This is a genomic window from Collinsella sp. LCP19S3_C9, assembly GCF_052121575.1.
Classification (GTDB): Bacteria; Actinomycetota; Coriobacteriia; order Coriobacteriales; family Coriobacteriaceae; genus Collinsella.
On record NZ_JBQKDZ010000006.1, the window covers coordinates 17567 to 32306 of the forward strand.

Genomic DNA, 14740 nt, shown 5'->3' on the forward strand with positions numbered 1-14740 from the left:
CCCTAGACCGGCTTGACCTCCAGCTTTATCCCCTCGGCGCAGGAGTCGCCCAAAACATCCGAAAGGGCCCAGGTCGCATATAGCGGCAAATAGAGAACTGCTCCGTTGCGCTCAACGTTGCCTCTCGAGAAAACAATCCCGAGCCTTACGCCATATTCAGCCGTATCAAGCACATGACCGAGCGCTGCGTGCGCGTGGTAATAGGAGCCCGATTTAACCTCGATCGGAACAGCCGTCCCATCCGGTCCATCGACCACAAAGTCCACTTCACCGCGCTTTTTTGTCTGATAGTAGTAAAGCTGGCGATTTTGGGCAGCCAGCTGCTGGGCCACCACGTTTTCGTAAATGCCGCCCAGATTGGGCTCCTTGCCATCAAGATACGCCGCTTGGGCGACTCCAACGGGGTAGCGCGCCATCAACATGCCCGTATCCGATTGATAGAGCTTGAACTGCGATGGCCGTGCCGTCTTGAGCAGGGGCGATTTTGGCTCGCTTACGATATCGGCTTTGAGAGCAACGCCGGCATCGACAAGCCATACAAAATCTCGCTGATACTTCTCGTAGTGAGCCTTGGGGTCAATGGAATTGAGCACGAAGCGCTTGTTTTCGCCCTCGAGCATAATAGGGAGCTGATCGTAGATGCTCTGCACCTGAAGGGCTCGCCCGCTTGCATACCTGGAGATATCCCGCCGGTACTGTTCATTGAGCTCTGACTGTAGCTGACGAACAGAGGCAAGGTCGCCCTGCGTGTCAAGGAAACGCTGCACGACCTCCGGCATTCCGCCGACAACGGTATAGGTCCTGAAGTTTGCCATCATCGCGTCATGAATGTAATCAGGAATGGGCCTCTCGCTGATACACGCGTCACGTATCGTTTGGCGAGCCCCCTCGCTCACCCCGATTGCCCAGCAAAACTCCTCAAAATCGAGCGGGAACATCCTAAGCTCGTGGACATACCCCACCGGATAGGACCTGACGCCCTTGAACTGAGTCCCGAGCATTGACCCCGAAAACGCCCAACGGCACCTCCCGTCCTCAACAAGGAACTTTGCCATCGTCATGATGTCGGGGGCCTCTTGGACCTCATCGATAAACACGAGTGTTTTGCCTGGCGCAATCGACTTTCCCGAAAGAAGCGTCACCCTGCTGATGAAATCATCGGCATCCCGCGCCTCGAGAAGAGCATCTTTTGCCTGGCGGTTTTCCATGAGGTTAAGCTCGATGTAGGTTGCATGGTTGGCTTTGCCAAATGCGCGAATCGAATAGCTTTTGCCAATCTGGCGAGAACCCGTAATGAACAAGGCCTTTTGCTCGGAAGACTTCAGCCAACGCTCCAGCTCTGCCGCTATTTTCCTGCGCAGCATAGGCTCCCCCCTCAGTGTCATCAAATGAAATGCAAAGTTTTATACGCTTGATTATCGATGAAACGCAGAATTTTTAGAACCTAAAATCGGATGAAATGCAGAGTTTTGAGATTATAAGCGAAAAAGATGGGGCACCACCGGCGAATGTGGCAAATGGACTGTCCCTTTGCCACATTGCGCTCAACTACTCGTCGACGATCTCGGCAAGCCAGACGTTCAGCGTATCGACCTCGGGGCAGCAGAACTTTGCCGTGCCGGGCTCGTTGCCGGGCACAGTTCCGCCATAGCGCAGAATGTCGATATAGGGAAAGCCAACGTGACAGGCCATGGCGCACATCTTGCCGCGATCGCGGTCGAAGTCGAAGACGTCGCCCGGCTTGTGACCATGGTGGCAGCGACACGTCCCCAACTGGTCCACGCAGCTCACGCGGATACGCGGACGCTTGCCACGCGGCGCGCCGAGCGGCTTGTTCTCGCCCGCAGGCCTGATGTCGCCCTCGCCAGCATTACTCATGGTCAATCACATCCAAGCAGGCCTCGATGGGAAGACCGGCCGACTTGTCCTCTTGGTCGGCATTGCGCTCGATAAGCTCGGCCACCACACGCATGGCATCGGACGTCGCGCGCTGCAGACTCCAACCTGCCATAACGCGGCCGACGAGCACTGCCGAGAACGTATCGCCCGTGCCCGGGAAATAGACCGGAATGAGCTCAAAGGGAATCGTAAAGTACTCCCCCGCTACATGGTCGTAACCGATAACCGCGTTCGTGCCATTGACCACGGTGCTCGTAATGACCACCGACTTGGCACCCAGCTCGCGCACGGCGTCCACAAGGGCGCGGGCCTCTTCGGGCGTAATTTGCTCGGCAATAGGCCTATCGGCAAGCAGGCACGCCTCGGTATAGTTGGGCACCGCGTAGTCTGCGCACTCCAGCAGGTGCCGCATAAGGCCAATCGTGGACTCGGGCACGCCCGCATAGAGCTTGCCGTTGTCGCCCATGATGGGGTCGACGAACACCTTGGTGCCCTTTTGCGCACGGCGGTGGCAAAAGTCCGAGATGATGCGCGTCTCTTCCTCGGTCACGATAAAGCCGGTCGAGATGGCGTCGAACTCAAAGCCGAGTTCTTCCCAGATGGCAAGACTCTGACGCACGTACTCCGTGGTGTCGTGGATGTAGAACTTGGGATAGTTAAGCGTATCGGACACAAGTGCCGTCGGCAGATTGTGGATACGGTAACCCATGTGCGACAGCACCGGCAGCATGGCGGAAAGCGCGACCTTGCCGTAGCCGCACATATCGTTGATCAGCAACAGCTGAGTGTTCTTCATGAGTGTCCCCCTTGGGTCGGGCGCGGCGCAACGGCGCCACAGTGCAACTAAGTGTAGCGCAGGGGACGTTGCGAGCGGAGTCGAGCGGCACGAAGGGCAAATTGTTGCGGAAAGGTTTCGGAAACGAGGGGCTAGCTTGCTTCATTGCGGCTCATTTGCCGCCACTTATTCAGTGCCATTTCAAAACTATGCCGGATTACGGGGCTGAACCTGAATGAGCCAACCACACCCCTTATTTTCAAATCATAGCGAACCTTCTACCTGCGGTTTTCTTTTTACCAATTTCGGCATGGTCGGCAATCCGTCATTCAGCCCCGTAATCCGACATAGTTTTTAAGTTAGTCGTTGGGGACGTTCTTAAACGACTAGTCAAACAAGAACGTCCCCAACGACTATCCCAACAAGGGCAACGCCGATGTTTTGGCGAAGTCAGCGAAAACCCGCCAGAGTGAGCAAGGTGCCTTGAAACGAGACGGCATTGACCTTCTGGTCATGCCGCCGAAGTTGAAAGGCAGATTGCCGCTCTGGCGGGTTTGCAGCGTCGAGCCGTTACGCGGTTTGGTAAAACCGCGTAACCACTAGTTTGGTACCTTGACTTTGATTTCTCACGCTCCTAAATTGGTTAGGCACAAAACAATTCCACTACCTAACTAAAGAAAGGAGCAGCACTAATTTATGTGCGATGAACCTCTTAGCCTTTGTTCGCACGAGCCCGGCGGCGACCCGTCACAGCCGGCGGATGTACCCGAAGCGGTTAGCTCGGAAGACAAGCTTGCCAAGCGCATCCTCAATAACCTGGGCTTTTGCGGCCATTACATGCATTTTCATGGCGGAGGCGTGTCCGGCAAGGCGCCCATCATCTGCCTACTGGCCAAGCAGCCCGGCGGCGAGATGTCGCAGCAGGAACTCGGCATGCACTTCGGCCTCAAGCCGGGGTCGCTTTCCGAGATCCTGTCCAAGCTCGAGCTCAACGGCCTCATTGAGCGCAGCCGTAACCCCAAGGATCGACGGCAACTCACCATTCGCCTGACCGAAACCGGCCGGGAAAACGCCCGCATCGACCAGGCGGCCCGCATCCGCTTTAGAGAACGGGCCTTTAGCGCGCTCACCCACGACGAGCGCGAGCAGCTCGCCGAAATGCTCGATAAAATCCGCAAAACCTGGGAGGAACTGGATGATTAAAACCCTCATGGGCAGCATCCGCGACTATATGAAAGTCACCGTTGCCACGCCGTTGCTCGTGCTTGGCGAGGTGCTCTGCGAGATGCTGATTCCATTTATCACCGCCAACCTGATCGACGCCATCAAAGACGGCGCCACCGTAGCCGAGATGCTTCCCACCGCGGGCTTTTTGGTGCTCATCGCGCTGACGTCGCTTGCCTTTGGCGCCGCTGCCGGCGTCACCTGCAGCCATGCGAGCTGCGGGTTCGCCAAGAACCTGCGTCACGACCTGTTCTACAAGATCCAGACGTTCAGCTTTGCCAACATCGATGAGTTCTCGACCTCCTCGCTCGTCACGCGCCTGACCACCGATATCAACAACGTGCAGCAGGCCTTTATGATGATCATCCGTATCGCCGTGCGCGCGCCGCTGGTATTGATCTTCGCCTTTACCATGGCGTTTATCATGGGCGGCAGCGTTGCCATGGTCTACCTGGTTATCATTCCGCTGCTGGGCTTTGGGCTGTTCTTTATCATCTTTAAGGTGCGCCCCATCTTCTCGCGCGTGTTCCACAAGTATGACGCCCTTAACGAGTCCGTCGAGGAAAACGTCACCGGCATGCGCGTGGTCAAGAGCTATGTGCGCGAAGACTTTGAGAAGGAGAAGTTCGCGACCGCCGCACGCGACGTCCAGATGGACTTCACCCGCGCCGAGAAGCTGCTCGCCTTTAACAACCCCATGATGAACATCTGCGTCAATGGCGCGTTTGTCGTCATCATCTACCTGGGCTCCAAGCTCATCATCACGAGCCAGGGCACGCTGTTCGACGTGGGCCAGCTCTCCTCGATCTTTACCTATGGCTTCCAAATCCTCATGAGTCTGATGCAGCTGTCGATGATCTTTGTCATGGTGACCATGGCCGACGAATCGGCGCACCGCATCACCGAGGTGCTGGCCGCCGAGCCCACGATCGCCGATCCCGCCGAGCCCGTGCTCGAGGTCGCCGATGGCTCCATCGACTTTGACCACGTGAGCTTTAAGTATTCCGCGCATGCGAAGCGCCAGGCGCTCGACGATATCGACCTGCACATTAAGAGCGGCGAGACCATCGGCATCATCGGCGGCACCGGCTCGGCCAAGTCCACGCTTGTAAACCTCATCGCCCGCCTGTACGACGCCACCGAAGGCACCGTGCGCGTGGGCGGCGTGGATGTGCGCGACTACGACTTGGACGCCCTGCGCCACCAGGTAGCCATGGTGCTGCAGAAAAACGTGCTGTTTAGCGGCACCATCGCCGAGAATCTGCGCTGGGGCGACCCGAACGCCACCGACGAGGAAGTCCGCGAGGCGGCACATCTGGCCTGCGCCGATGAGTTTGTCGACGGCTTCCCCAAGGGCTACGACACCTGGATCGAGCAGGGCGGCTCCAATGTTTCCGGCGGCCAGAAGCAGCGCCTGTGCATTGCGCGCGCCCTGCTGCGTCGCCCCAAGATCTTGATCCTGGACGACTCCACGAGCGCCGTCGACACCAAGACCGATGCCAAGATCCGCGCAGGGCTGGCAAGCTATCTGCCCAACACGACCAAGCTCATCATCGCCCAGCGCATCAGCTCCGTGCAGGACGCAGACCGCATCATCGTCATGGAGGGCGGCCGTATCGCTCAGATCGGCAACCATGACGAGCTGCTCAAGACGAGCGAGATCTACCGCGAGACCTTTACCTCGCAAAACAAGATGTCTGCCGAGGGCGAAGGGGCCGTCGAGGCCGACACCGAGGCATCCACAACGCAAGCCCAGAACCAGGAAGGAGGCGAGGCACATGAGTAAGGCAACCACCGCCGAGCGCGCGCTCAACCGCAAGAGCGGCACCATGTCGCGCCTCATCAAGACGCTCTTTGGCTTCTACCCCGTGCTTTTGCCCCTCGTCGTCGCCGGCGTGGTGCTCTGCGCCGTCATCAACTCCATCGGCGCGACCTTCCTTCAGAGCGCCCTGCAGATTATTAGCGAATCGTGGCAGTCGGGCGATTGGGAAGCCGCACAGCCCAAGATCGCGCAGCTCGTGACCACCCTCGCCTGCATCTACGGCGTCGGCATCCTGTCCTCGCTGTTCTGGAACCGCACCATGGCCATCATCACGCAGGGCTCGTTGGAAAAGCTGCGCGAGAAGATGTTCAACCGCATGCAGGACCTACCGATCCGATACTTCGACACGCACCAGCGCGGCGACATCATGAGCCACTACACCAACGACATCGACACGCTGCGCCAGATGATCAGCCAGTCGCTGCCCAACCTGCTCATGACGACCATCGTCATCGTCACGGTGTTCTTTATCATGCTGTACTACAGCGTGTGGATGTGTCTGGTGATTATTGCCGGCGTCGCCTTTATGACCTTTATGACCAAGCTGCTCGGCTCCAACTCCGCGCGCTTCTTTATTGCGCAGCAGACCGAGCTCGGCGTGGTCGAGGGCCATATCGAGGAAGTCATGAACGGCCAGAAGGTCGTCAAGGCATTCTGCCACGAGTCTGCCGCCGAGGCCGATTTTGACGAGCGCAACGAAAAGCTCTTCGAGGTCTCGCAAAAGGCCAACATGTACGCCAACATCCTCATGCCCATCCTTATGAACTTGGGCAACCTGCTCTACGTGCTGGTCGCACTGGCAGGCGGCATTTTCCTGGCGCTGGGCGTGCCCAACCTGAGCATCTCGGGCATGACGCTGTCCATCGCCGTCGTAGTGCCGTTCCTCAACATGACCAAGCAGTTCTGCGGACAGATCGGTCAGATCTCTCAGCAGATCAACGCCGTGGTCATGGGTCTCGCCGGCGCCGACCGCATCTTTGAGCTCATCGACGAGAAGCCCGAGACCGACGAAGGCTACGTGACGCTCGTCAACGCGCAGGTGAACCCCGATACCTGGCAGCTCGAGGAGGCCGACCACCACACCGGCATGTGGGCATGGAAACACCCGCACCGTGCAACCGGCGAGATCGAGTACGTACCGCTGCGCGGCGACCTGGTCATGGACAACGTCGACTTTGGCTACACGCCCGACCACGAGGTGCTGCACGGCGTGTCCGTGTTTGCCAAGCCGGGCCAGAAGGTAGCGTTTGTCGGCGCCACCGGCGCGGGCAAGACGACCATCACCAACCTCATCAACCGCTTCTATGACATCGCCGACGGCAAGATCCGCTACGACGGCATCAACGTCAACAAGATCCGCAAGTCAGATCTGCGCCGCTCGCTGGGCGTGGTGCTGCAGGACGTGAACCTGTTCACCGGCACTGTGATGGATAACATCCGCTACGGCAACCTGGACGCCACCGACGAGGAGTGCATCGCGGCGGCCAAGCTCGCGGGCGCCGACGACTTTATCACCCGCCTGCCCGACGGCTACGACACCATGCTCACCGGCAACGGCGCCCAGCTGTCGCAGGGCCAGCGCCAGCTGATTTCGATCGCACGCGCCGCCGTCGCCGATCCGCCGGCAATGATTCTGGACGAGGCCACGTCGAGCATCGACACCCGCACCGAGGCCATCGTGCAAGCGGGCATGGATAAGCTCATGGAGGGCCGCACGACGTTTGTCATCGCGCACCGCCTGTCCACCGTGCGCAACGCCGACGCAATCATCTGCCTGGATCACGGCCGCATCATCGAGCGTGGCAACCACGACGAGCTGATCGCCAAGCGCGGATATTACTACCAGCTCTATACCGGAGCGTTTGAGCTGGAGTAGCTCAAAACATCCCCTACGCTCCCAACGGAGTTTTATCGCAGCCTGAAAAGAAGTGGTGAGGCCCTGGCCGTTTGGCCAGGGCCTCGTTTTGTAAGGATGATTTGGGAGGTGGTGGAGGAACAGTCTTTTTGGGACGGGGCTAAATTAGCTGGTTCTCCATCCCAATATCGATGAATCAACAAATCGCAACTGAGCCCTAATCCAAAAACAGCTAATTTAGCCCCGTCCCAAAAAGACTGGTCAAGCTAACGGAACACCGTAGCTAAAAAAGCCCCGTCCCAAAAAGACTGCTTTGGCAGAACGTCGGGTGGTATCCTTGGTAGCCCTGTGCTGCAAACGCACCTTAAACGCAAGGAGTCCCATGGATCTTATCGCCCAGCTTGCCCGCGAGCTCAACTTTAAGGCCGCCAACATCGAGTCAGCCGTCAAGCTCATCGACGAGGGCAACACCATCCCCTTTATTTCGCGCTACCGCAAGGAAGCCACGGGCGGCATGGACGACGTCGCCCTGCGCGCACTCGACGAGCGCCTGTCCTACCTGCGCAATCTTGAGCAGCGTAAAGAGGACGTCATCCTGCTCATCGACGCCCAGGGCAAACTCACGCCCAAACTCGAGCTGCAGATTCGCGAGGCCACGCAGCTCCAGCGTGTCGAGGACCTCTACAAGCCCTACCGCAAAAAGCGCATGACTCGCGCGCAGAAGGCCCGCGAGGCAGGCCTTGAACCGCTCGCCAACATGATCATCATGCAGGCCTCGGCCAAGGGCAGCGCACTCGACGCCGCCGCGGCATACGTCAACGAGGAGGCCGGCTTCGACACGCCCGAAAAGGCGCTTGCCGGCGCGGCGGACATCGTGGCCGAGACGGTGGCCGAGGACCCCGAGAACGTCGCCGACCTGCGCGCCTTTACGCAGAACACCGCCGACATTGTCGTCGAGGCCACCGACCCCACCGAGAAGACTCCCTACGAGCCGTACTACAGCTATGACGAGCCGCTGCGCCGTGTTCCCAACCACCGCGTGCTGGCTATCGACCGCGGTGAGCGCGAGGGCAAGCTCCGCGTGCGCGTGAACGTCGACGGCACTGCCGCCACGGCGCGTCTCGGCAGCCGTTGGCCCCGACGTCAGGGCGTGTTTGCACCCGTCTTTGATGCCGCCATCGCCGACGGTTACAAGCGCCTCATGGCCCCCTCGTTGGAGCGCGAGGCCCGCGCCAAACTCACCGTCCGAGCGCAGACCGAGGCCATCAACGTCTTTGCCAAGAATCTCGAGGGCCTGCTCTCGGCACGCCCCGTACGCGGCGCCCGTGTGCTCGCACTCGATCCGGGCTACCGTACCGGCTGCAAGGTCGCCGTCATGGACGAGACCGGCAAGCTACTCGACCACGGCGTGGTCTACCCCACCAAGCCGCGCCACGACGTCGCCGGCACCAAGCGCGAGCTCGCCCGCCTCGTCAAGAAGGACGGCGTCAACACCATTGTCATCGGCAACGGCACCGCCAGCCGCGAGACCGAGGAAGTCGTCTCGGAGTTCATCGCCGAGCAGGCGCCTGGACTGCGATACACCATCGTCAACGAGGCCGGCGCATCGGTGTACTCCGCCTCCGAGCTCGCCAGCCAGGAATATCCCGACCTGGACGTCACCGTGCGTGGCGCCATGAGCCTGGGCCGCCGCCTGCAAGACCCGCTGGCAGAGCTCGTCAAGATTCCGCCCCAGTCCATCGGCGTTGGCCAGTACCAGCACGACCTTGACCAGGCCGAGCTTTCGCGCACCCTGGGACATGTGGTGGAGGACGTCGTCAACCGCGTGGGCGTCGACGTAAACACCGCAAGTGCGAGCCTGCTGGGATACGTATCGGGCATCACGCCGAGCGTAGCCAAAAACATCGTGGCCTACCGCGAGGAGAACGGCGCCTTTACCGATCGCCGCCAGCTCAAGAAGGTCCCCAAGCTGGGACCCAAGGCATATCTCAACGCCGCGGGCTTCCTGCGCATTAGCGGCGGTAAGAACCCGCTCGATGCGACGAGCGTCCACCCCGAAAGTTACGAGGTGGCCACGGCCGTCCTGGAGCGTGCAGGTGTGGCGGCAAGCGAGCTCAGCCGCGGCGGCGTGCCCGATATCGAGCGACGCATCGGCAGCATTTCGGCGCTGGCAAGCGACCTGGACTGCGGCACCCTCACGCTCATCGACATCGTCAACGAGCTCAAGAAGCCTGGCCGAGACCCGCGCGACGACGCGCCCGAGGTGGTCTTTAGCCGCTCAGCACTTTCCATCGACGACCTGGAACCCGGCATGGAGCTCAAGGGCACGGTGCGCAACGTTGTGGACTTTGGCGCCTTCGTCGACGTGTGTGTGCACCAGGACGGCCTCGTGCATATCTCCAAGCTGGTCAACCGCTTTGTCAAGCACCCCAGCGACGTGGTGCGCGTCGGCGACACGGTCAAGGTGTGGGTCGAAAAGGTCGATCGCGACCGCAAGAAGATCTCCCTCACCATGGTGCAGGGCAAATAGCCGCCAAAGCGGACGTCCCCCTCTTCGCAGCGTGCAAAATTGCGAGTATTCAGCATCTCCCGATAGCCCCGCGGCGCTTCAGAGGGCCATAAAAGCAAAAACGGCCCCCGTTTTGGCGTTTTAGGGCCAAAACGGGGGCCGTTCCGCGCTTCAACCAGCTGGTAAAAGTCTTTACCATGCTGAAAATTCGCGATTTTGCACGTCGCTGCAGGGGGTACCCTTGCTTAGGGCAGAATATGGAAACCCAAAGCGGCGATATCCTTGGCAAAACCGCGCACGGTATCGAGCGAGACCTCGTACGGGTCACGGCCGATGTTCTTGCGCTTGGCCAGGATGCTGTTGGGCACCGTGATGATCTGGCAACCGCAGGCCTCGGCCTGGTAAATGTTGATGAGCTCGCGCGTGGACGCCCACAGGACCTCGCAGTTGGGCTTGGCGGCGGCCTTCTTGACCGACTCCGTCATAAACGGAATGGGATCGACGCCGGTGTCGGCGATGCGACCGGCAAAGAGCGAAATGATAGACGGCGTCTCGGCGTCAACGGCCTCGACCATCTCATCGACCTGCTTAGGCGTAAAGATGGTAGTGACGTTGACCTTGATGCCATCGGCCGAAAGCTTGCGGACCAGCTCGGCGGTGGACTCGCCCTTGGTGGTCACGCATGGAATCTTGACGTAGACGTTCTCGGCCCAGGTAGCAATCTCGCGGGCCTCGACCTCCATGGTCTCGACGTCGTCGGCAAAGACCTCAAACGAGACGGACACATCGGTGATGTGGGCCAGAACCTCCTTGGCAAACGCGCGGTAATCCGTCACGCCACCCTTCTTCATAAGGGACGGGTTGGTCGTGAAACCCTGAACGTTGCCGTTCTCGTACATGTCGAGCATGCCCTCGAGGTTTGCACCGTCAGCGAACACCTTGATTGCCATCTGCCTGATTCCTTTCGTTTGCATACGGCCGATAAACTGCTAAACACTTTACCTACGTTTATCAAGGCGTGAACTGCGGTTTTTATCTTCTCGGCGAACGGTATAAACACCTCAGTGTTTGGATTGATAAATCGATTGAGCATGCAAAAGCAAAGAGTCGCAGTTTGAGCAAACGTCAGAACGCGGGATTCATTAGATAAGGCCGAAATGCCGCATCGCTGTGACGGTGCCGTCGTGTGCGACATCGTCGGTCACGTAGTCGGCGACCGCCTTGACCTCGGGCATGGCGTTGCCCATGGCGACAGCCGTCTCGACCGAAGCGAGCATGCCCAGGTCGTTGCCCGAATCGCCGAAGCCAAAGGTGCGCGCATTTCCTTCGCGGCCCAGATACGCCAGCGCTCGCGCCACGCCCACGCCCTTGTCAATACCCTTGGGGCTCAGCTCGCGATTCTGGCCACCGGTGTTGCACAGCTCAAACTCGCAATCGATAAAGCCGTCATCATTGGCTACGCGAGCCAAACTGGGCACACTGAGGCATACCTTGCCCACGCGCAGACTGCCGTCGACGCGCATTTCCTCGGTGCTGTGCACCACAGAAGTGCCGATCAGAGACGACTGCTCAACGCCCACAGGCTCCAGGGCAAAAGTAGCCACGTTGGTCTCGAAAAAGGCCTCAATCCCTGCCGCGGCCATACGGCGCGCAAGCTCCTCGATAACGTCCTCGTCAAAGCAGTCCTCGTGTACCACGCGTCCCTCGACCTCGAGCGTGGCGCCTGCCATGGCCACGACGCCCGCGGGGTCGAGCGCACGCAGGCTATCGGCGATAAGCCACAGGGGGCGACCCGTGCAGATAAATGCCTTGTGCCCTGCATCGCGCAGTGCACGGAACGCCTCAACCACCGTCTGCGAGGGGTGAACCGCCGAAAAGTCCTTATCGCTCATATCGTCGGGATCGAACGACGTCAGCGTGCCGTCCACGTCAAAAAAGAGCACGGCGGAATCGGGGCACGCATCAATCATATTGGTTCCTTTCGGGGATGAGGGCAAACGAAGCATCCATCATATAATGGAGCGACGCAACCAGAGAGGTCACCCATGGAATTTTACGCAAGCTGCCCCGAGGGCTTTGAGTCCGCACTCGCCGATGAGCTTAAACGCCTCGGGCTTTCGCATGTCCGCCGGCTGAAGGGCCGCGCTACGTTTGAGGGCGAGCTCGAAGAAGGCTACCGCGCCTGTCTGTGGTCGCGCCTGGCGAGCCGCGTGTTCGTGGTTCTTGGGCGCTTTGAGGCGCAGGATGCCGACGAGCTGTACGATAGCGTTTACGACATCGCCTGGGAGAACATCATCCGCCCCGGCGCAACCATCGCCATCACCGCCCGCGGCGTGACCGAGCAGCTGCGCAACACACGCTTCTCTGCCTTGCGCGCCAAGGACGCATTGTGCGACCGCCTGGCCGAAACCACGGGCCGTCGCGCCGATGTCGATGCCGCCGATCCCGATGTTCACCTGCTGCTTTCGCTGCGTCAGCGCCGCGCGAGCATCAGCCTGGACCTTTCGGGCGACCCGCTGTTCAAGCGCCTGCCGCCCGCAGCGACCCGCGCCGGCGAGGGCGCGCACGTGCTGCGCCCCGACTACGCCGCCCTGGTGCTGGCGCAGGTCGGCTGGACCGCACTATGCGAGCGCGAGTTGACGGCCGACGATTACGAGAACGAAGCCCTGCCCACGCTGATCGACGCCTCGTGCGCCGGCGGCGGTCTGCTGCTGGAAGCCGTGAACATTCTGACCGACCGCGCCCCGGGCGCTGCACGCGAGCGCTGGGGCTTTGAGGGCTGGCAGCCGCACGACGCCGCCCTGTGGGAGCAGCTGCTTGCCGAGGCACGCGAGCGCGAGGCGGCGGCGCGCGAGCGCCAGGCGCGCATCGTCGCCGTGGACATTGACCCCGCTGCCCGCAAGACTGCCGAGCGCATGGTCAAGTGCGCCGGCTACAAGCGTTTTGTCGACTTTTGCGCTGCCAAGCCAGCCACCGTGCTGGACCATGCAGGCGCTGTTGCCGGTGCCGCCATGGTCGCAGACACCACCGAGACCCCGCTTTCGCTCATGCACGACGCCATGACGCTGGTCGGCGAGCTGCGCCGCGCGCCCGAGCTTGCCGCGGCGCCGGTCGCCGCGCTCACCCGCGATGGATTGCTGGCCCGCTCGCTCCACGCCGAGCCCGAGCGCTCGATCGCCGTCATGCCCAACAACGAGGAGGCGACCGTCGAAGTCTGGCCGTCGCTCGACCACGCCGCCGCAGCGTTTGAGGCTGCGACCAGCGCAGATGCCGAGGCCGAGGTTGCGGATACCAACGAAGTCAACGACAAAGCCGCCAGCACCCCCATGCCCGAACCTGCCGCCACACTCGACCTGGGCGACGGCAAGCCGCTGCCCGTGCTCATCCCCGAGTCCGAGCAGTTCGCCAACCGCTTGCGCAAGAACGCCCGTCTGCGTCGCAAGTGGGCAAAGCGCGAGGGCGTGAGCTGCTACCGCGTCTACGATGCCGACCTACCCGATTACTCCGCCGCCATCGATCTATACGAGGGCTGCCCGCAGACGCCGGGCCGCTGGCTCGTCATCGCCGAATACGCCGCGCCCAAGACCATCGATCCCGCGCTTGCCCAGGCCCGCATGCTCGACATTCTGGCCATCGCGCCGCGCATCCTAGATGTTCCCGCCGAGCACGTGCACGCCAAGGCCCGCATGCGTTCGCGCGGCGGCTCGCAGTACGGCAAGCAGGGCGCCGGCAAGGGCGGCTCGGGCGAGCGCGCCAATATCGCACGCCGTCGTCTGCCGCTCATCGAGGAGGGCGGCCTTACCTTTGCCGTCAACTTTGACGACTACCTGGACGTCGGCATCTTCTTGGATCACCGCGTCACCCGCAACCTGGTGCGCGAGCACGCCAAGCAGGCGCGGCGCTTTCTCAACCTGTTCGCCTATACCGGCACCGCTACCTGCTATGCGGCAGACGGCGGCGTCGAGGAAACTGTGACGGTCGACCTCTCCAACACCTACCTGGACTGGGCCGAGCGCAATATGCGCCAGAACGGCTTTGTTGGTCCGCAGCATCATTTTGTGCGCGACGACGTGCTTGCCTGGATTCGCGTCCAGCGCCAGACGCGCAACCGCTGGGACCTGATTTTTGTCGATCCGCCCACGTTTTCGAACTCATCAAAGATGGGCCGCCGCACCTGGGACGTCCAGCGCGACCATGTTGAGCTTTTGGCCGGCGTATCGCGCCTGCTCACACAGGGCGGCCACGCCATCTTTAGCTGCAACCTACGCGGCTTCCGCCCCGAGACGCGCAAGCTCGCGCGCGCGGGCGTCGTGCTAGAGGACATTACGGCGCAGACCATCCCCGAGGACTTTGCGCGCAACCAGAAGGTGCACCATTGCTATATCGTGCGCCGCCTACCCATCGAGGACGCCATGGCCGAAGTCGGCTTTAGCGCCGAGGAGATTGCAGAGCGAACCGAAGAGCTGCGCAACCCCGAAGCCCGCAAGCCTCGCGCAACGGCGCCCGCGCAAGCGCAGGCCGGAGACCGAGGGTCGCGCGGCGACGGCAAGCCTGCCTGCGCCGGCAAGCCCAAAAAGAAGAAGTTCTACGCCAGCAAGCCCAAGGGCAAATAAACAAAATTGCGGTGGAATGCGGACTGTTTTGCCTGGAATTAGG

At 60.9% G+C, this 14740-nt stretch carries 10 protein-coding genes; 5 read left to right on the forward strand and 5 right to left on the reverse strand.

Translation table 11 applies throughout. The annotated features are described in order from the left end of the window. Positions 1–2: 2 nt before the first annotated feature. The 3 genes from ACTQXI_RS04055 to ACTQXI_RS04065 form a co-directional block, all read right to left on the reverse strand. Positions 3–1385, reverse strand: coding sequence for an ATP-binding protein (locus ACTQXI_RS04055; RefSeq protein WP_441548369.1), 1383 nt, complete (start codon positions 1383–1385; stop codon positions 3–5). A gap of 163 nt (positions 1386–1548) precedes the next feature. Beyond that, a complete protein-coding gene (locus ACTQXI_RS04060; protein ID WP_441048923.1) occupies positions 1549–1878 on the reverse strand; it encodes a TIGR04076 family protein in 330 nt (109 codons plus the stop codon). Beyond that, a complete protein-coding gene (locus ACTQXI_RS04065) occupies positions 1871–2695 on the reverse strand; it encodes a PfkB family carbohydrate kinase (protein WP_441048922.1) in 825 nt (274 codons plus the stop codon). The genes ACTQXI_RS04060 and ACTQXI_RS04065 overlap by 8 nt, the downstream gene beginning before the upstream one ends. Before the next feature lie 675 nt (positions 2696–3370). On the opposite strand from ACTQXI_RS04065, the gene ACTQXI_RS04070 reads away from it, so the two are divergent. The 4 genes from ACTQXI_RS04070 to ACTQXI_RS04085 all read left to right on the forward strand — a co-directional run bounded on the left by ACTQXI_RS04070 (position 3371) and on the right by ACTQXI_RS04085 (position 10105). Then, positions 3371–3877 (forward strand): MarR family winged helix-turn-helix transcriptional regulator, encoded by a 507-nt coding sequence (locus ACTQXI_RS04070; protein ID WP_441048921.1) that lies wholly within the window; start codon positions 3371–3373, stop codon positions 3875–3877. Beyond that, positions 3870–5684 carry an ABC transporter ATP-binding protein gene (locus ACTQXI_RS04075; protein ID WP_441048920.1) on the forward strand — a complete coding sequence of 605 codons (1815 nt, stop codon included), beginning with the start codon at positions 3870–3872 and terminating at the stop codon, positions 5682–5684. Before ACTQXI_RS04070 ends, ACTQXI_RS04075 begins: the two co-directional genes overlap by 8 nt. Next, positions 5677–7596 (forward strand): ABC transporter ATP-binding protein, encoded by a 1920-nt coding sequence (locus ACTQXI_RS04080; protein ID WP_441048919.1) that lies wholly within the window; start codon positions 5677–5679, stop codon positions 7594–7596. Before ACTQXI_RS04075 ends, ACTQXI_RS04080 begins: the two co-directional genes overlap by 8 nt. Positions 7597–7957: 361 nt before the next feature. Then, positions 7958–10105 (forward strand): Tex family protein, encoded by a 2148-nt coding sequence (locus ACTQXI_RS04085; protein ID WP_441548370.1) that lies wholly within the window; start codon positions 7958–7960, stop codon positions 10103–10105. 224 nt (positions 10106–10329) lie between these two features. Here ACTQXI_RS04085 and ACTQXI_RS04090 read toward each other — a convergent pair whose 3' ends face one another. Continuing rightward, the gene (locus tag ACTQXI_RS04090; protein WP_238057455.1) at positions 10330–11034 is read right to left on the reverse strand and encodes a transaldolase; all 705 of its coding nucleotides are present in this window, start codon (positions 11032–11034) and stop codon (positions 10330–10332) included. Positions 11035–11226: 192 nt separating this feature from the next. After that, a complete protein-coding gene (locus ACTQXI_RS04095; RefSeq protein ID WP_441048917.1) occupies positions 11227–12054 on the reverse strand; it encodes an HAD-IIB family hydrolase in 828 nt (275 codons plus the stop codon). 75 nt (positions 12055–12129) lie between these two features. Here ACTQXI_RS04095 and rlmKL point away from each other — a divergent pair, with 75 nt between their 5' ends. After that, a complete protein-coding gene (gene rlmKL / locus ACTQXI_RS04100) occupies positions 12130–14697 on the forward strand; it encodes a bifunctional 23S rRNA (guanine(2069)-N(7))-methyltransferase RlmK/23S rRNA (guanine(2445)-N(2))-methyltransferase RlmL (protein ID WP_441048916.1) in 2568 nt (855 codons plus the stop codon). Positions 14698–14740 lie beyond the last annotated feature (43 nt).